The sequence below is a fragment of the Rhodococcus sp. SJ-3 genome, from assembly GCF_051918125.1.
In the GTDB taxonomy this organism is placed as follows: domain Bacteria; phylum Actinomycetota; class Actinomycetes; order Mycobacteriales; family Mycobacteriaceae; genus Rhodococcus.
On record NZ_CM123306.1, the window covers coordinates 3,291,480 to 3,307,737 of the forward strand.

Here is a 16,258-nt window from a genome sequence, read left to right on the forward strand (position 1 = left end):
GAAGACCTTGCGGCCTAGCATGGTGCTGCCTCGGCGAGCACCGGCGCGACCCGGGTGAGTAACAATTCCACGTGGCGGTCGACCAGCGCGTCGGGCATCCCCGGGAGTCCGGCCCACAGATAGACGTGCTCGACTGGCATGGAATGAGTTCGGAGACGGATCTCATGGGCCGCCACCTCGGGTGTGGCGACGGTCAGTCCCGGCACCGCGCCCGTCAGGTCGAACTCGGCGATCAACTCGATCTCCAGATCGGCGGCGCTGCGCGCATCACCACGCCTGCTCGCATATGTTGCCTGCTGGTGTGCCCAATGCGGGATCAGTCGTCTTGTAGTCGACTCGGGATCATCGGCCACAATGATGTTGAGCATGCCACCGCGGCGGGCCGCGTCCGCGCCGTGGCCGCCCTCCTCGAGACCGATGAGGTACGGCGCCGACAGAGCCGGGTCGAGCGACAGCAGTCCGGCTCCGAGACGTCCGGCCCGGGCGGCGCCGCGGGGCCCCTGATATCCGAGCCACATCGGCACCGGTGCCTGCGCTGGCCCCGGCGTGACACCGCCATCCGACAGCAGATTCCGCACCGCGGAGAACACTGTGTCGGTGACGTCGTAACGGGTGCGAAAGTCCGATCCGAATGCGTCGAATTCCTCTGAGGACCACCCGGCGCCGAGCCCTAGTTCGAGTCGCCCGCCCGAGACAAGGTCTACGAGCGCGGCCTCTTCCGCGATGTGGACGGGATGGCGGTGGGGCGCGAGCAGGACGGCCGTGCCGATCCTGATGCGCTCGGTTCGGGCGGCGATCGCGGCGGCGAGGGTGAGCGGTTGCGGCAGGTAGCCGTCCTCGAAGAAGTGGTGCTCTGTCAGCCACACCGAATTTGCGCCGAGTTGCTCGGCCCAGGCAACCCGATCGAGCATCGCACCGTAGTGCTCGGCGCGGGGGCGTTCCCATCGGGTCGGGTTGCGCATGTCGAGAAAGAGTCCGAGCTTCACGAAAAGCGGTGTCCTGTCCGTCGGTGTGGTCAAAATGAATGAAGTGGCTGGCTCAGTCAGCGGCGGGAGGGGTCAGGGCCATCGAAGGCACGATCTCTGCGGCGGCGTTGTCGCCTGAATCGGCGGCGCCGCACACGTCGACATCCGCGCAGTCGCGCGCGTCCTCGATGTCGGCCCCTCTACCGATCTCGGTTTCGAAGGTAGTTTGCCACTGGGTGAGCTGCTCGGAGGTCCAGCCGAACTGTGTGCGTTCGTCGAGCAGGCGATCGGCGACCCTTGCAACCATCGCCACCCGAGGTGCGCGTCTCGACTCGACCTCCCCGAGAATGTCCGCGGGGGCCAACGGCCGTGTCTTTGTGCGGTAGTGCGCCCAGGTGGCCTCGAGAGCGTCGGATTCGGCGCAGTCCCTGAGCAGTTCGGACCAGTAGTACTCGCCGAATCCGTCCGGGGGCGCGTACTGTCCGATTCCGGACCGGATCCGAAGGATTTCCCGGCACGTAAAGACGTCGACGGTCTTGACTCTGGTCACGACGCGATCACATTCGATGATGCGGCCGTTACGGATTCGAGCGCCACCCGGCGTATATCGCGCCTGCCGAACTTGCCGCCCGACGAGCGCGGTCGACGGCCGGATGTGTTCAGCCTTCGGTCCGATGTGTCGGAGCGCTCGGGGGTGGCAACGGCTTGTACCCGCACGATCTCGTGCAGCGGGTCGGTGCCCCACCAACCCGACTCGACGTACTGCCGTGCAGTCGCTGCGTCGATCGAACTCATTGTCTGGTTCCTCCTGTGCGGGGTGGGGGCGTGCGGACTACGCGGAGTGCGGGTCCCCGGAGTCCTCTTTCGACCACACCAGGTCCTGATCCCCCCACGTGCGCGGTGGGCGGGAGAAGACCTCCTCGAGCATCGGCATGAAGAACTCGAGGGGTTCGGTGTCGTAGTCGGGGTCGAACGACTCCTGGTCCCAGGCTGCGCAGAAGTGGGCGCAGGTATCGAAGTACGGGGAGTCCCGATACCGGTCACGACTGTCGGTCGGAATTCCTAGCTTGTCGCCGTAATGGTAGGTCTGGAAGACACCGTGGTGCTTGACGATCCACACCGCCTCGTCGTCGAGCACCGGCCGCAGGATCGCGGCAGCGACCTCGCTGTGATTGTCCGGGCAGAGATCGTCGCCGATGTCGTGCAGGAGGGCGGCCATCACGAGATCGACGCGGGCACCCTCCCGGTGTGCACGGGTCGCGGACTGCAACGAGTGCTCGTAGCGATCGACGCGGTAACCGAAGGTATAGCCCTTCATCGACTCGAGCAGACGTACAACCGTCCCGAGCCAGTGGTCGCGACGATGGACCGCGGCCTCGTCGCGGATCAGTTCCATCTCCGCGGCAGTGGCGTCGTCCATCCGGGAGAACTCGACGGTACGGGTATTGTCGATCATGTCAGCTTCTTTCGGTCTCGGTCTCGTTGGTCGATGCGTCGGGCCCCGGCAGTCAGGCCGGGCTGACAGTGGTTTCGCTCGGCGCGTCCGTCTCCGCGGTGAGGGCGAGGCCCTTGGTCTCCTGGGTGAAGTAGGCGGCGGCGGCAACAGCCAGTGCGAGCACGATGACGTACCAGGTGAACAGGTCCGGCGTACCGCGGGAGGTCAGCCACGAATTGAGGTACGGCGCGGTACCTCCGAAGATCGCAGCCGCGAGCGACACCGCGATTCCCGTACCTGCCGCGCGGGACTTCGTGGAGAACAATTCGGCGAACCAGGCGACCTGTGTACTGGCCCCGAGCGCCTGGATGACGAGCGCCAGGGACATCGCCACTACCAGGGTGAGAGCCGAACCGTCGAGCATGCCCGACAAGGGGAAGGCGAGCAAGGCCACCAGCAGTCCCCACACGATGTTGTTGGGACGACGTCCGAATCGGTCGGCGAGGAGTGCCGCGAGCGGGAGAGCGAGGATGAAGACGATGTTGGCGACCACGCCGGCCCACATCGCAAGTTTGTCGTTCACGTGGTGGAAGCTGATGGCGTACGCGGGAGCGTTGACCGACCAGGTGTACGAGAAGACCGATGTGCCGCCGACGAGGAGAACGACGCGCAGGATCGAGGTTCGCTGCGCCCAGATGTCGCGGAGCGCGGAGCGTGCCGACGACCGTGTCCCGGTGCTCGCGGCCTCGGCGGCGTGGTCGGTGAAAGCTGCGGATTCCTCGAGGCCGCGGCGCAGGTAGAGCGCGAAGAATCCGAGCGCACCGCCGATCAGGAACGGGATGCGCCAGCCCCAGTCGGCCATCGCCTGGGAGTCGATCGCGGTACGCATCACTGCGCCGAGGAGGGTGGCGAGCACTGTTCCGCCGACGGTGGACATGATGACCGTGGTACCCCACAGCGCGCGGTTGTCGGGCCGCGCCACCTCGGCGATATAGGTGTACGACCCGCCCTGCTCACCACCGTGTGCTACGCCCTGGATGCAGCGGACGACGAGCAGCCACAGCGACGCGAACACGCCGATCCGTTCGTAGGTGGGCGCGATCGCGATGAGGACACTCGATGCTGCGACCAGTGTCATGGTCAGCACCATGACGAATTTCCGTCCGCGGCGATCGGCAACCAACCCGAAGATCAGGCCGCCGATCGGGCGCATGACGAACCCGACCGCGAACACCGCCATCGTCGACAACAGGTTCGACACCTCGTTGGTCGAGTGGAAGAACTGGTTGGAGAAGTAGACCGCGAAAATCGCGAACACTGTCCAGTCGAACCACTCCAACGTGTTTCCCATATTGACGGCCAGAATCATCCGAGCCCGGCCCTTGACCCGGGATCGGATCGCCGGCGTCGGACTCTCCGCAGGATTGTTCTGTGTTGGTGAGGCGGTCATGCCGGTTCTCCTTGTCGGGAGGGGTGCGGTGGGGCAGTGGGAGGGGCGGAGCAGTCTCAGCGCTGGACGGTTGTTGGAGGGGACACGGTGCCGTCGTGTGGTTCCTCGGTTTTCTGCTCCTGTCCGATTCGGAGTCGGGACGAGGGGCACGAGAACACGGAGGACTGCGCGCTGTATGGCGAGCATCACAAATTTAGGGCGATCCGCAAAATATGTCAATCAAGCGTTTGGCTGGCAATGGCGGGACGTGGGAGGCGCGATGTGCATCTCTGGCGGCTCTGGCCGCACGGTATGTGTGCAGATCGGGAGACCTGGGGGCCGGTCGGTGGTCGCGGGTGCGGGCTGGTGCTGTTCGTCGACGGCGTGAGGTTTGCTGATGTGAGGGCTTACATCGGTATCTTTTGTAAGATAGAGTTCCGACACGTCCGAATCTGTGACCCCAATCTCACTCCATGGAGGCGCTGTGACCGTGTGCGACGAATCGACGGCCATCGGAGGTGGTCCGGATTCGATGGGTGAGTGGCGACCGCGTGCCACGCCCCCCATCGGGGTCGATCTCAACAACGAGCAGAAGCTCGCCTGCGCGTTCCGGATTCTGGCGCGCGACGGCTTCAGCGAGAACATGGCCGGCCACATCACCTGGGCCGATCGGGACGACGACAGCCTCCTGATCAACCCGTGGGGGTTGTGGTGGGACGAGGTCGCGGCTTCCGATGTGTGCCGTGTGGACGCGAACGGTGCTGTGATCGAGGGTAAATGGGATGTCACGCCCGCTTACCACATCCACACCGAACTGCACCGGCGTCGTCCGGACGCCCGGGTGGTCATCCACAACCACCCGTACTACGTGACCGTGCTGGCTGCTGTCGGTGTTCTGCCGATGATTGCGCATCAGACCGGCAGTCTGTACGACGACGACCTCTCCCTGGTCGACGAGTACGACGGTGAGATCAACGACGCCGAGCTCGGTCGGGGTCTCGCCGACCAGATCGGCGACCGTAACAACGTCATCCTCGCCAGCCACGGCATCATCACCACTGCCGACACGATCGAACTCGCGGTCTACCGCGCGGCCTCGATCGACCGGTTCTGCCGGCTGGCGTACGACATCCTGCTGCTCGGCAAGGACCCACTGCCGATCGAGAAGAGCATTCGAGTCGCGATGCAGAAGGCGCTCGTCGAGCGAGCGGCCGGTGTCTACTGGGCCGGCGCCGTGCGCAAGCTGCTCCGGACCGATCTCGACGTTCTCGACTGAAGACCTCCATACCCCAAAATTTGCGGCTGCGTAGGTAACGCAGCCGGATTCGCCGACCCCCGACAATTGAGGAGCGTGCGAGATGGCCAATCTCGACGAACTGATCCACAACACCGACTTCACCCAGAACGTCAAGGGGAAGGTGACCTTCCTGCCCGAACCGGAGAGGGCGCACCGGCCCTTCCCCTTCATCTCCGTCGATGACCACATCGTCGAGCCCAAGGACGCGTTCGAAGGTCGCCTGCCGGCGAAGCTCGCCGACCGGGCACCCAAGGTCATCCACCGCGACGGCGCGGATATCTGGGTGTACGACGGTAAGGAGATCCCGAACGTCGGTTTCAATGCGGTCGTCGGACGCCCGGTCGACGAGTGGGGTTTCGACCCGCAGCGCTTCGAGGACATGCGCCGTGGTTCGTGGGACATCCACCACCGTGTCAAGGATATGAACCTCTCGGGTGTGTATGCGTCCCTGAACTTCCCGTCGTTCCTCCCCGGCTTCGCCGGTCAGCGTCTACAACTGAGCACCAACGACCGGGAACTGGCGCTTGCTGCGACGCGCGCCTACAACGACTGGCACCTCGAGGGCTGGGCGGGCCCGTACCCGGACCGCATCATCCCCTGCCAGATCCCGTATTTCCTCGACCCCGAGATCGGTGCGCAGGAGATCTACCGCAACGCCGAGCGGGGCTTCAAGGCGGTGACCTTCTCCGAGGGCCCCCACGCCCTCGGGCTGCCGTCCGTGCACTCGGGTCACTGGGACCCGATCATGCGGGCGTGCGAGGAGACCGAGACCGTCATCAACCTGCACATCGGCTCGTCCAGCACGTCGCCGAGTACGTCGGAGGACGCTCCGCCTGATGTGTCCGGCACGTTGTTCTTCGGCTATGCCATGTTCGCGACCGTCGACTGGTTGTTCTCGAAGATCCCGGTGCGCTTCCCGAATATCAAGATCGTAATGTCGGAAGGTGGAATCGGTTGGGTTCCTGCACTTCTCGACCGTCTCGATCACATGAACACCTACTCGTCGATGTACGGCACATGGGAAGGCATCGACATCTCCCCAGCGGACGTGCTGAAGCGGAACTTCTGGTTCTGCGCCGTGGAGGATCCGTCGACGATGGTTCTGCGTGACCGGATCGGGATCGACCACATCCTGCTGGAGGAGGACTACCCGCACAGCGACAGCCTGTGGCCCCGGACCATGGAGGTCGTCAGTGAGTCCATGAAGGGACTCTCTGCAGGTGAGCTACCCAAGATCACATGGGAGAACGCATCCAAGCTGTACCGGCATCCAGTGCCGCAGAGCGTGATCGACGATCCGAACAGCTTCTGACCGAGTGCTGGTCGGGTCCGGCCTTCCGGTCGGGCCCGCTCAGCCGAAGAATAGACGGTCCCGCGCGACCGCGGGATCGAGCGAGACGGCCGGTCGGTCCGGGTCGTGCGGATAGGTTTGTACATCCCGGAGATGCCGGGCCGCGATCACCCGCGCAGATGCGGCGTCGCCGTCCTCGATGCACTGCAGGATCTGGCCGTGAACGGCCAGCGCCTGGGTCCGTTCGGTCGGCGGAATCCGTTCCGGGTCCGCTCGCTTGCTGGCCCAGTCCGTGACGTGACTCGACCACAGGGCCTCGAGGGCTCCAGCCAGCACGATCAACGACCGGTTTCCGCACAGCTTCACCACGGATTCGTGAAACCGTCGCGAGAGTGCGGTCGCGGCAACAAGATCGTCGACTTTCGACAGTGATTCCTCGTGCAGGGCGCGCAGAACCGGAACCACCTCGGTGGCACGGTCTCCGCGTTCCGCGCACAGCGCCGCGCACATCGGCTCGACCTCGTGCAGCGCGCGACCGACGTCGTCGATGTCCGTTCCCGACATCGCGAGCACCATCGAGAGGCTGTAGGCAACGTTTCCGGGGGTGGGCCGGTGCACGACGGCTCCGCCCCGGTTACCGCGGCGGACACGGACGAGACCCTCGGCCTCGAGAATGCGCAGGGCCTCACGCAGGGACTGGACGTTGACCGGGTACTGCTCGCGCAGTTCGGCTTCCTTCGGCAGGAGGTCGCCCTCGTTCAGGTCGCCGCGCAAGATCCGCTCGCGGATCTGGTCTGCCACCATCTCGGCCAGTCGTCGCCAGCGCAGGCTGCCCGGATCGGGAATCTGCGATTTCCGGTCCGGTGCCCCTGCGGGCACCGCCGTCGCGTCCTTTCGATCTCGGGAGTCCATGAAGCCAAAGTTACCAAACTTAGTGAATTTGGTCTGCGCCTGCTCTGTCGTTCCCGCCGGGTCGGCGGGATTACCCCAGCATCCACAGCGGCAGTTCGTCGCGGCACACCCTGCGATATCGGCCGCTGCCATCTCGAACATGCGCTGACGGGCAGCCGAACTACCTCCGGCGACATGAGGGCTCAGCAGGACGTTGTCCAGCTCCGAAAAGCGGACTGCCGGACTCTAGCGGTTCGCTGACAAAGACCTCCAGCGCGGCCCCGGCCACGGATCCGGAGCGAATCGCAGCGGCGAGCGCAGTCTCGTCGACGACCGGACTGCGGGCGACGTTGATCACCAACGCTTCCGGTGGCAGCAACGCCAGTTCGCGATGACGATGACGATGTCGGCGTCCGGCAGCAGGGCTGCATTTCCTCCGCGGTACGGACGGTGGGTACGAGGAGCCGGCATCACCGACAGATGGTGCGCGCACCGCCCGCTCGACTGCCGGATCCTCTATGAGAATCAGGACTCGGTCGGTCGGGCGGTGCGTCCTGTGCCGATGCTGCGCGGGGGTCAGGCCGTCGATGGTTCGCCGGTTCGTCCGGGCAGTCGCGTCGCCGCCAGGCCACCGAGCACTGCGGATGCGGCGATCAACATGTACGCCCACTGGAAGCCGATGCCCTCGTACAACGGAATTCCGCCGGCCATCGCCTGAATGTTCGCATTGAGCACCACGAACACCACGGTCGTGCCGATACCCGCCATCAGGGTGCGACTCACCTCGGTGAGGCTGGAGCTGACCACCTGATGTTCGGGTGGCACCGCCGCGATGACCAGGTTCGGGATCGCGGCGCCCGCCAGTCCCACACCGAGATGGGCAAGTCCGGTCGCGGTGAGCACGAGCAGTTCGTCGCCGCGTCCGAGGCCCATCGTCAGCGCGCCGACCGCGACGGCGACGGCCGCCGCGACCATGTGCGCTTTCGCTCCGAGTCGCTGCACCGTGAGTCCGACGATCAGTCCGCCGACGACGATGCCGATGCCGTTGATCACGCCGAAGATCGCGAACTCACTGGCTGTCATGCCGAATCCGTAGTCACCGCCGGCCTCGCGAGGCGTCATGGCCATGATCGCGAGGATCGAGCTGGTCGTGGTGCCGACGCCATACACCAGGCCCGACGCGAGCACCGTGTACAGCAGCGCCGGACGACGCAGTTGCTGCAGATCGACCAGCGGTTCGGGGACGTGGCCCGCCTGCACGATCCAGGCCGCGAACAGGGCGCACCCGGCCGCCAGCAGGCCGAGGGTTCCGGCGCTGGTCCAGCCCCACTGCGGCGCCGAGCTCACCGCGACCAGGACGGCCGCGACCGAGCTGCCCAGCAGGAACGCACCCATCAGGTCGGGACGCGAATCCGAGGACCGCACCGGGGATTCCGGCACTACGAGCAGAGCGGCGACTGCCAGTGCCGCCGTGAGGACGGTGACGAAACAGAAGGCGCCCGCGACACCGTGATTGTCGATGAGCCAGCCCGCGAGGAACGGCTGCAGCACGACGACGATACCGGTCCCGGTCACGGTGACACTGACCGCGAACGGCACGATCTTCTCCGGGAAGACGTCCCGGATCAGCGAATAGCAGAGGAACGCGACCGAGAAGATCGCACCCTGTAGTGCCCGGCCGAGAAGGAACATCGGGAAACTCGACGCGACCGCGGACAGCAGGGAGCCGACGACGGTGATCGCGAGCACGACCATCAACAGGCGCTTCTTGCCGTACATGTCGGCGAGCTTGCCCACCAACGGCATCGCGATGCTCGCGGTGAGGAACGCGATCGTCATGGTCCAGCCGGCCTGGGCGGTCGCGTACTCGGCCGAGATGGCAGGCAACGCGGTACCGGCGAGGACCGCGGACACCGGGATGATTTCACTGACGAGAATCAGGACGATCAGGATCGTCACGAGCCGGGGCGTCCACCGGTGGGTGTCCTCCGCGCCGACGGTGGTGCCGCCCGCCGGCACCCCGCCGTCGACGGTGCCTGTCACTGCGGGAGACCCTTCGCTCCGGCCGGCGGCGGCGTGTACCGGTGGCCCCACACTGCGCCCTCGGTGATCCGGTAGGTCGGTGCCGCGTCTTCGATTCGTTCACCACCCCATCCGATCTCGGTGGCGTGCCCGTCGGGGGAGTAGGTGTAGAACGAGAGCATCCGGTCGTTGGTGTGCTTGCCCAGCGACTGCATCATCGGGACGTTGAGATCGTGGGCGCGATCGAGAGCTTTGCCCACGTCGTCGATGTCGACGGTCTCCACCATGAAGTGCAGCAGTGCAGGGCCCGCGGCAGGATTGAGCCCGAGCGTGTGCTGGCGTGCGTTGCAGCCGAGGAAGTAGCTGGTGCCGCCGGGCAACGCGAGCGAGTTGCGCTCGGCGAATCCCAGTACTCCTACGTAGAATTCGTAGGCCGCTTCGGTATCCACACAATTGAGGATGACGTGTCCCATGCCCTGATCGCCGGTGACGAAGCCGGACAGGTGCCCAAGCTCCACACTCCGATGGCTCAGTACCGGCCCGTAGAACAGTTCCACCCGGTTGCCGGACGGGTCGTCGAATGCGGCGAAGCCCGTGACCTGCCGCAGCGCGCACTCCTCGGGGGTGCCGGCGTGGGTGTCGATGCCCGCGGCCTCGACTCGGGACATCAGGTCCTTCAGGTCGGAGCGGTTGAGGACCTCGAAACCGACGGCTTCGAGTCCCGGTGTGGCCGATTCGGTGACGACCAAGCGCGGCGGGTAGTGGTCCATGCGATAGTGCAGTGAGTCCGCCGACGGGCCGTCGACCGGCATCATGCCGATGAAATCGCGGACGAAGGGATTCCACCGCTCCGCAGACTCGACGTTGAGACGTAGGTATCCCAGTGACAGAACAGGCATTGCGTACTCCTCGAAATCAGTAGAGGTTGCCGGGTTCGCCGGTGAGCATGTACCGGCCGTATTCGAGATTGACGATGTCCGGCAGGTTGATGGCATGGTGCTGGCCGGCATGGACGTCGCGCCAGACCGATTGCAGTGCACTCGACAGCGCGATCGACCGTGGCCCACCCACCTGGTATGCCTTGTCCGCGGCCGAGACCGCCAGCCCGACGGCTGCAATGTGATCGCGTTTGGTGCGCTGCCGCATCGCCATCGAAACCGTCGCGCCGCGTTCGACGGCACCGAAGGCGTCGGCGAGGTCGGCCTGAAGAGTCCGGTACGCGGTGTCGACCTCGAAGTCTGCCTCGGTCAGGCGTGCCAGCGTGGCCGCGTGCGGCATCTTGGACACGTCGATCGCCAAGCGGGACCTGTGAATCGAGACAGCTTCGTCGATCACCCGGCGGGCCATGCCGATCAACGGCACCGCGACGGCATTGACGAATAGGGTGTACCAGGGCAGCCGGAAGAGTCCGGCGGTGTTCACCTCGTTGCCGGGATAGCGCTCCGCGTAGAGGTCGACGACGTCGTGTGTGCGATGTTCGGGCACGAATGCGCCGTCGACGACGATGTCGTTGCTGCCGGTACCGGCGAGGCCGGACATGAACCAGACGTCGTCGATCGTGTAGTCGGCGCGGGGGAGCAGCAGATGGATGTGCTGCCCGGTGCGCTTCCCCTGCTCGTCGGTGACCATTGCGCCCAGGAAGACCCAGTCGCAGTGGTCGCTGCCCGACGAGAATCCCCAGCGTCCGGTCAGTTCGTAGCCGCCCGGCACGATCTTGGCGGTGCCGGCCGGGCTGTAGGACGAACTGATCCACGCGTCGGAATTCTCTCCCCACACGTCCTTCTGGGCTCGATCCGGGAACAGGCCCAGGTGCCAGGAGTGGACGCCGACGACACCGGTGACCCAGCCCGCAGAGCTGGACAGCCGTGCGAGCTCGTACATCGCGGTGTTGAAGACGCCAGGATCGGCCTCGAACCCGCCGTAGCGCTTGGGTTGGATGAGTCGCATGATGCCCGCGTCGCGCAGGATCTTCGCGGTGTCCGCCGAGAGTCGGCGCTCCTCGGTGCATTCGGTTTCGAGTGCCTTCAGGCGGTCACCTGCAGCGAGGGCGGTGTCCAGTGCGTCGTGCTGGAACTCCATGTGGGAAAACTCCTTCGGTGCCAGAGGGGAAATCAGCGGGTGAGGAAATCGGTCGTGAGCGACTCGAAGTCGTGCTTGCGTTCGACTTGGGCCCAGTGCCCGCATTCGCCGAGAATGTGCAGGTCCGCTTTGGGCATGCGGCGGAGCGCGAACAGGGCGCCGTCCGGGGGCAGCATGCGGTCGTCGCGGCCCCAGGTGACCAGGGTCCGGTGCGGGATCTCGTCGGTGCGTGCCCACAACGGCGCCTTGCCGGGCAGGGCCAACGACGCCATGACCGCGCGCATCCGATCGATGGCGCGGGGTGCGGTGGCGTTGTTCCAGCGCTCGTCGAGCAACTGCGGTGTGATCGTCGCCGGGTCGTAGACCATCGACTCGACCCAGGCTTCGAGTGCCTCGCGGGTGGGGTCGACGAGAAAGGCGTTCAGGCGCCGGGCGCCCTCGCTCATCATCGGTCCCAGTAACGGTGCGTACAGGCCGCCGGGGCCCATCAACACCAGTCGCTCGACGCGTTCTGGTGCGATCGCCGCCGTCTCGAGCGCGACCCATCCGCCCATGGAATTGCCGAGAACGTGGGCCTTTTCGATGCTGAGGTCGTCGAGCAGCGTGACTATCGACTCCGCGGCGAGTTCGGGGTACGGACGGTCGTACTCGATATCCGGGCTCGCACCGAATCCGGGCATGTCGACAACGATGGTGCGAAAGTTGCGTGCGAAGGCCGGCAGGTTCTTCGAGAAGTTGGACCAGCCGGAGACTCCTGGTCCGGACCCGTGCAGCAGTACGAGGGGATGACCTTCACCGGCCTCGTGGAAGTGCAGTTTGTCGGTGGCGGACGGTCCGTGCGTCGTGGCGTCGTAGTCGAGGGTTTCCATGCGATCCGATCTTTCTCTTGCGGCTAGTGCATTTCGCCCCGACGAAGCCGGGGCCGAGGTCCACGAGGAAGTGGACCCGGTCTCAGCAGGCCCAAGTTGTGTGAGGCGAGTCACGTACGAGGGGTACGGTAACGGCTGTTGCAGTTCCGATCAAGCGAACGGTTGAGAATTCCCAATCAAGTGATTGATCAACCGTTGCTCTGGCGCTACCGTGTGTTCGGGCCGTCGTGTGATGGCCGACACGATCATGAATTCAGGCCCGGGAGGCAGTGATGGACAACGCGGCGGCTGCGCGCTACAGGCAGGCCGGCTGGTGGGGTACGCGTTCGCTCGGTGAGGTCGTCGCCGACCACGCGAGGAGGATTCCCGCGGCGCCGGCGTTTGTCGCCGGTACGGACCGGACGAGCTGGCTTGCCTACGACGCATATGCCGACACCATCGCGGCGGCACTGGTGGGTGCAGGAATCGAGCCCGGGGGCCGCGTCGGGGTGCTCCTCCCGGACACTGCGGATGTGCATGCCGCGTTGGTGGGGACCGAGCGAGCCGGCCTTGTGGCGATGGGCATCGGCGCACGTGCCGGCGACGCCGAGATCACGCACCTGCTCGGTCGTTCCGGTGCGGTCGCGCTGATCACGAGAGCGGATGACCGTGGCCGCGACATCGAGCAACTCGGGCAGCTCGTGCGTGCGGCCGGGCTGCCGGTCCGCGTGCACCTCGTCGTTGGGGACGGGCAGGTGCAGGCGCTCCGCCGGCTCGACGCAGGACGCTGGCGTGAGGTCCCGGTCGAGTTCGCCCCGGACGACCTGGTGCGTCCGCGCGCTCTCGGTCCGGACGATGTCTCGATGCTGAACTCCACTTCGGGCACCACCGGCCTGCCCAAGTGCGTGGTGCAGTTCCAGAACCGCTGGATGCATTTCTCCCAACTGGCCATCGACGCCGGCGAACTCGGCCACGACGAGGTATTCCTCGCGGCGGTCCCGGCTCCCTTCGGCTTCGGACTGTGGACGAGCCACTTCGCACCGGCGATGCTCGGGGCACCCGCGGTGCTGCTGCCTCGCTTCACCGCCGACGAGATGGTGCGGAAAATTGCAGAGGAGCGGGCGACTGTCCTGTTCTGTGTCAGTACGCAATTCCGCATGCTGCTCGCCTCGGATCTGGCGGAACAGGTCGATCTGTCGTCCCTGAAAGTCATGTTCACTGGCGGCGAAGCGGTGCCGTACCGCGACGCCGCGAGGTTCGAGGACCGGACCGGCGCCACCGTGCTGCAGTTCTTCGGATCCAACGAGAGCGGCGCGTTCAGCTACACGACGACGAAGGACCCTCGGGAGAAGCGGCTGACGACTGCGGGCCGGATGGTGCCCTCGATGACAGTCCGGCTGTACGACGACGAGGGGCGGGACATCACCGCCAGTGGCGGACCGGGGCAGCCGGGTGGCACAGGGCCGCTCTTGAGCATGGGGTACTACGACGACCCGGCGGCCAACGACGAGCTCTACGCACCGGACGGCTCGCTGCTCATGGGAGACCTCGTCACCATCGACGACAGCGGCTACCTCACCGTTGTGGGCCGCAAGGCCGAAATCATCATCCGAGGAGGGAAGAACATCTCCGCCGCCCACGTGGAGCGAGAGGTCGAGACCCACCCGGATGTCGAAATGGCCGTGGCTGTCGGACTTCCGGACGACGTCTTCGGTGAACGGGTCTGCGTCGTCGTCAGCGGAAGTTCCGCTGCCGGGCTGACGTTGCCCGGCCTGGTCGCGCATCTGATCGAGCACGGGGTGACCAAGGAGTGCCTGCCCGAGTACCTGCTCGTAGTCGACGAGCTGCCCCGGTCCTCGGGAGGAAAACTTGCCAAGGGGCAGGTCCGGGACCTGGCTCTGGCGGCGCTTGCCGCGGGTGAGCTCGAGGTCGCGGCCGGTGTCGGCCTCCTCGATCCGGTAGGGAGAGGGGCGCAGGGATGAGTTCGGCCCGCTGAGAGGGAATATCGTTGTTCCAGTGCTGCTGCGCCGGTAGGAAGGCAGTACGCCCGCGGGTCTCGATTCTGTATCCGCCAGTGAAAAGGGGAGGTCCACGTGACCGAGATCGACCAGCCGAACCGTGTGGTGGGCTTCACCAGAATGGACGAGTCCACCAAGGAGGACATCGCACTCATCTTCACGGAGTCGAAGAAGTTCCTCAACGATCGCCTGGTGGACACCATGGTTGACCTGCTCGACTCGCTCAAAGGGCCGACGCTCGGCTACCAGGTCGACCGCTACGAGCACTCGCTGCAGACCGCGTCGAGGGCGTACCGCGAAGGGGCCAGAACCGATCTGATAGTCGCCGCGCTGCTGCACGACGTCGGCGACGCGATGGCGCCGGCGAACCACGCGGAGCTGGCGGCGTCGATCGTCCGTCCATACTTGGACGCGGAATCGACATGGGTCGTGCAACACCACGGAATCTTCCAGGGTTACCACTACTGGGACCGGCTCGGCCTCGATACCGATGCACGCGAAAAATTCCGCGGTTCACCGTATTTCGGCACCTGCGCCCACTTCTGTGCCGAGTGGGACCAGGTGTCCTTCGACCCAGGCTACGAGACCTTGCCGATCGATCACTTCGTGCCGATGTTGCGTGAGGTGTTCACCCGTTCGGCGTCAGGGTTCGGCTCGGACTGATCCTGATCGACACCCGCGCATGGCCGTTGCTCGGCTACTGGAAGAAGGGTGGTTCTACGCGCCTGAGGGAGCAGTGTAGATGGGCACGCTAACTTGGTTGTATGACCACGCCTCTGCAGAACATCACCATCAACACCCTCTCCGGTGAACCCACCAGCCTCGGTGCGTGGGACGGCCATGCCCTCCTCGTCGTCAACGTCGCATCCAAGTGCGGCCTCACGCCGCAGTACACCGTGCTCGAACAACTCGCGAAGGACTACGCCGACCGCGGGCTGTTCGTCATCGGTGTCCCGTGCAACCAATTCATGGGTCAGGAACCCGGCACCGCCGAGGAGATCCAGGAGTTCTGCTCGACCACCTACGGCGTCACGTTCCCCCTGCTCGAGAAGATCGAGGTCAACGGCGAGAACCGGCACCCGCTGTACGCCGAGTTGACGAAGCAGGCCGACGCGAGCGGCGAAGCCGGTGACATCCAGTGGAACTTCGAGAAGTTCCTGATCGCGCCCGACGGTACGGTCGTGAACCGCTTCCGTCCCCGCACCGAACCCGATGCACCCGAAGTGATCGACGCGCTCGAAGAGATCCTGCCCGCCTGAAGACCACCCTGCCGCGACAGACCAGAACAGAGCACGAGAAACATGTTTTCGACCGAGGCGCGTGACGCGCTGTACGACATCATCCGCATGCGCCGCGACGTGCGCGCCGAGTTCAGCGGTGACGTGATCTCCGAGGACGTGCTGTGGCGCGTCCTCGGGGCTGCCCACCACGCGCCGAGCGTCGGCAACACCCAACCGTGGGACTTCGTGGTCGTGCAGGACCGGGAACGTCTCGCGCAGTTCGCCGAGCATGTGGCAGGGCGCCGTCAGGCATTCGCCGACTCTTTGCCCGAAGACCGCAAGGGCACCTTCGACCCGATCAAGGTCGAGGGGATCGTCGAGTCCGGAACCGGCATCGTCGTCACCTATGACCCGGAGCGGGGCGGCAAACATATCCTCGGCCGCCACACCATCGACGAATCGGGTCTGTTCTCCGCGGTGCTCGCGATCCAGAATCTCTGGCTCGCGGCGACAGCGGAGGGGCTCGGCGTCGGCTGGGTGTCGTTCTACGAGGAGCCGTTCCTCGCCGACTTCGTCGGTGTCGCCGGTCCCGTCCGGCCCATCGCGTGGCTGTGCGTCGGACCGGTCACCGCGTTGCAGGAGGTCCCCGATCTCGAGCGGTTCGGCTGGCGCAGCGGACGTGAGCTCACCGATGCGGTGCACCGCGACACGTTCGCGGGTGCTGCGTTCGAGCCGGACGCCGCAGACGCCTGACAGCCGACAT

At 65.6% G+C, this 16,258-nt stretch carries 17 protein-coding genes; 6 read left to right on the forward strand and 11 right to left on the reverse strand.

Going from position 1 to position 16,258, the window contains the following annotated elements:
• Positions 1 to 14: 14 nt before the first annotated feature.
• The 5 genes from ACTDXD_RS15200 to ACTDXD_RS15220 are packed head-to-tail and all read right to left on the reverse strand — an operon-like array spanning position 15 to position 3,850.
• Positions 15 to 986: an LLM class flavin-dependent oxidoreductase gene (locus ACTDXD_RS15200; protein ID WP_440123159.1), complete on the reverse strand. Its 972-nt coding sequence runs from the start codon at positions 984 to 986 to the stop codon at positions 15 to 17.
• A gap of 52 nt (positions 987 to 1,038) precedes the next feature.
• Complete coding sequence (locus tag ACTDXD_RS15205; protein WP_440123160.1) at positions 1,039 to 1,515, reverse strand: hypothetical protein; 477 nt, start codon at positions 1,513 to 1,515, stop codon at positions 1,039 to 1,041.
• Positions 1,512 to 1,760: a hypothetical protein gene (locus ACTDXD_RS15210; RefSeq protein WP_440123161.1), complete on the reverse strand. Its 249-nt coding sequence runs from the start codon at positions 1,758 to 1,760 to the stop codon at positions 1,512 to 1,514. The genes ACTDXD_RS15205 and ACTDXD_RS15210 overlap by 4 nt, the downstream gene beginning before the upstream one ends.
• Before the next feature lie 37 nt (positions 1,761 to 1,797).
• A complete protein-coding gene (locus ACTDXD_RS15215) occupies positions 1,798 to 2,421 on the reverse strand; it encodes an HD domain-containing protein (protein ID WP_440123162.1) in 624 nt (207 codons plus the stop codon).
• A 52-nt stretch (positions 2,422 to 2,473) separates the two neighbouring features.
• Positions 2,474 to 3,850, reverse strand: coding sequence for an MFS transporter (locus ACTDXD_RS15220; protein WP_440123163.1), 1,377 nt, complete (start codon positions 3,848 to 3,850; stop codon positions 2,474 to 2,476).
• A gap of 511 nt (positions 3,851 to 4,361) precedes the next feature.
• On the opposite strand from ACTDXD_RS15220, the gene ACTDXD_RS15225 reads away from it, so the two are divergent.
• A complete protein-coding gene (locus ACTDXD_RS15225; protein WP_054716787.1) occupies positions 4,362 to 5,105 on the forward strand; it encodes a class II aldolase/adducin family protein in 744 nt (247 codons plus the stop codon).
• Positions 5,106 to 5,187: 82 nt separating this feature from the next.
• The gene (locus ACTDXD_RS15230) at positions 5,188 to 6,438 is read left to right on the forward strand and encodes an amidohydrolase family protein (protein WP_440123164.1); all 1,251 of its coding nucleotides are present in this window, start codon (positions 5,188 to 5,190) and stop codon (positions 6,436 to 6,438) included.
• A 39-nt stretch (positions 6,439 to 6,477) separates the two neighbouring features.
• Here ACTDXD_RS15230 and ACTDXD_RS15235 read toward each other — a convergent pair whose 3' ends face one another.
• The 6 genes from ACTDXD_RS15235 to ACTDXD_RS15260 all read right to left on the reverse strand — a co-directional run bounded on the left by ACTDXD_RS15235 (position 6,478) and on the right by ACTDXD_RS15260 (position 12,278).
• Complete coding sequence (locus tag ACTDXD_RS15235; protein WP_440123165.1) at positions 6,478 to 7,470, reverse strand: FadR/GntR family transcriptional regulator; 993 nt, start codon at positions 7,468 to 7,470, stop codon at positions 6,478 to 6,480.
• Positions 7,471 to 7,489: 19 nt separating this feature from the next.
• Positions 7,490 to 7,666, reverse strand: a complete 177-nt coding sequence (locus ACTDXD_RS15240; protein WP_440127658.1) for an NAD(P)-dependent oxidoreductase — start codon at positions 7,664 to 7,666, stop codon at positions 7,490 to 7,492.
• Positions 7,667 to 7,884: 218 nt separating this feature from the next.
• On the reverse strand, positions 7,885 to 9,351 hold the full coding sequence (locus ACTDXD_RS15245) for an MFS transporter (protein WP_440123166.1): 1,467 nt from the start codon (positions 9,349 to 9,351) through the stop codon (positions 7,885 to 7,887).
• On the reverse strand, positions 9,348 to 10,229 hold the full coding sequence (locus ACTDXD_RS15250) for a VOC family protein (protein ID WP_440123167.1): 882 nt from the start codon (positions 10,227 to 10,229) through the stop codon (positions 9,348 to 9,350). The genes ACTDXD_RS15245 and ACTDXD_RS15250 overlap by 4 nt, the downstream gene beginning before the upstream one ends.
• 16 nt (positions 10,230 to 10,245) lie before the next feature.
• Positions 10,246 to 11,409 (reverse strand): acyl-CoA dehydrogenase family protein, encoded by a 1,164-nt coding sequence (locus ACTDXD_RS15255; protein ID WP_440123168.1) that lies wholly within the window; start codon positions 11,407 to 11,409, stop codon positions 10,246 to 10,248.
• 32 nt (positions 11,410 to 11,441) lie between these two features.
• On the reverse strand, positions 11,442 to 12,278 hold the full coding sequence (locus ACTDXD_RS15260) for an alpha/beta fold hydrolase (RefSeq protein ID WP_440123169.1): 837 nt from the start codon (positions 12,276 to 12,278) through the stop codon (positions 11,442 to 11,444).
• Positions 12,279 to 12,550: 272 nt separating this feature from the next.
• On the opposite strand from ACTDXD_RS15260, the gene ACTDXD_RS15265 reads away from it, so the two are divergent.
• The 4 genes from ACTDXD_RS15265 (at position 12,551) to bluB (ending at position 16,248) form a co-directional block, all read left to right on the forward strand.
• A complete protein-coding gene (locus ACTDXD_RS15265; protein WP_440123170.1) occupies positions 12,551 to 14,239 on the forward strand; it encodes a class I adenylate-forming enzyme family protein in 1,689 nt (562 codons plus the stop codon).
• 111 nt (positions 14,240 to 14,350) lie between these two features.
• Complete coding sequence (locus ACTDXD_RS15270) at positions 14,351 to 14,938, forward strand: HD domain-containing protein (RefSeq protein WP_440123171.1); 588 nt, start codon at positions 14,351 to 14,353, stop codon at positions 14,936 to 14,938.
• Positions 14,939 to 15,039: 101 nt separating this feature from the next.
• Positions 15,040 to 15,534 (forward strand): glutathione peroxidase, encoded by a 495-nt coding sequence (locus ACTDXD_RS15275; RefSeq protein ID WP_169688273.1) that lies wholly within the window; start codon positions 15,040 to 15,042, stop codon positions 15,532 to 15,534.
• A gap of 42 nt (positions 15,535 to 15,576) precedes the next feature.
• Entirely contained in the window at positions 15,577 to 16,248 is a 672-nt protein-coding gene (bluB, locus tag ACTDXD_RS15280) for a 5,6-dimethylbenzimidazole synthase (RefSeq protein WP_440123172.1), read from the forward strand.
• The last annotated feature ends 10 nt before the right edge of the window (positions 16,249 to 16,258 follow it).

Excerpts from the sequence above, each read along its gene's own strand:
- ACTDXD_RS15265 (WP_440123170.1), top strand. The coding sequence starts at position 12,551 with ATGGACAACGCGGCGGCTGCGCGCTACAGGCAGGCCGGCTGGTGGGGT.
- ACTDXD_RS15260 (WP_440123169.1), bottom strand. The coding sequence starts at position 12,278 with ATGGAAACCCTCGACTACGACGCCACGACGCACGGACCGTCCGCCACC.
- ACTDXD_RS15275 (WP_169688273.1), top strand. The coding sequence starts at position 15,040 with ATGACCACGCCTCTGCAGAACATCACCATCAACACCCTCTCCGGTGAA.
- ACTDXD_RS15230 (WP_440123164.1), top strand. The coding sequence starts at position 5,188 with ATGGCCAATCTCGACGAACTGATCCACAACACCGACTTCACCCAGAAC.
- ACTDXD_RS15255 (WP_440123168.1), bottom strand. The coding sequence starts at position 11,409 with ATGGAGTTCCAGCACGACGCACTGGACACCGCCCTCGCTGCAGGTGAC.
- ACTDXD_RS15220 (WP_440123163.1), bottom strand. The coding sequence starts at position 3,850 with ATGACCGCCTCACCAACACAGAACAATCCTGCGGAGAGTCCGACGCCG.
- ACTDXD_RS15215 (WP_440123162.1), bottom strand. The coding sequence starts at position 2,421 with ATGATCGACAATACCCGTACCGTCGAGTTCTCCCGGATGGACGACGCC.
- ACTDXD_RS15250 (WP_440123167.1), bottom strand. The coding sequence starts at position 10,229 with ATGCCTGTTCTGTCACTGGGATACCTACGTCTCAACGTCGAGTCTGCG.
- bluB (WP_440123172.1), top strand. The coding sequence starts at position 15,577 with ATGTTTTCGACCGAGGCGCGTGACGCGCTGTACGACATCATCCGCATG.
- ACTDXD_RS15210 (WP_440123161.1), bottom strand. The coding sequence starts at position 1,760 with ATGAGTTCGATCGACGCAGCGACTGCACGGCAGTACGTCGAGTCGGGT.
- ACTDXD_RS15225 (WP_054716787.1), top strand. The coding sequence starts at position 4,362 with ATGGGTGAGTGGCGACCGCGTGCCACGCCCCCCATCGGGGTCGATCTC.
- ACTDXD_RS15235 (WP_440123165.1), bottom strand. The coding sequence starts at position 7,470 with ATGTTCGAGATGGCAGCGGCCGATATCGCAGGGTGTGCCGCGACGAAC.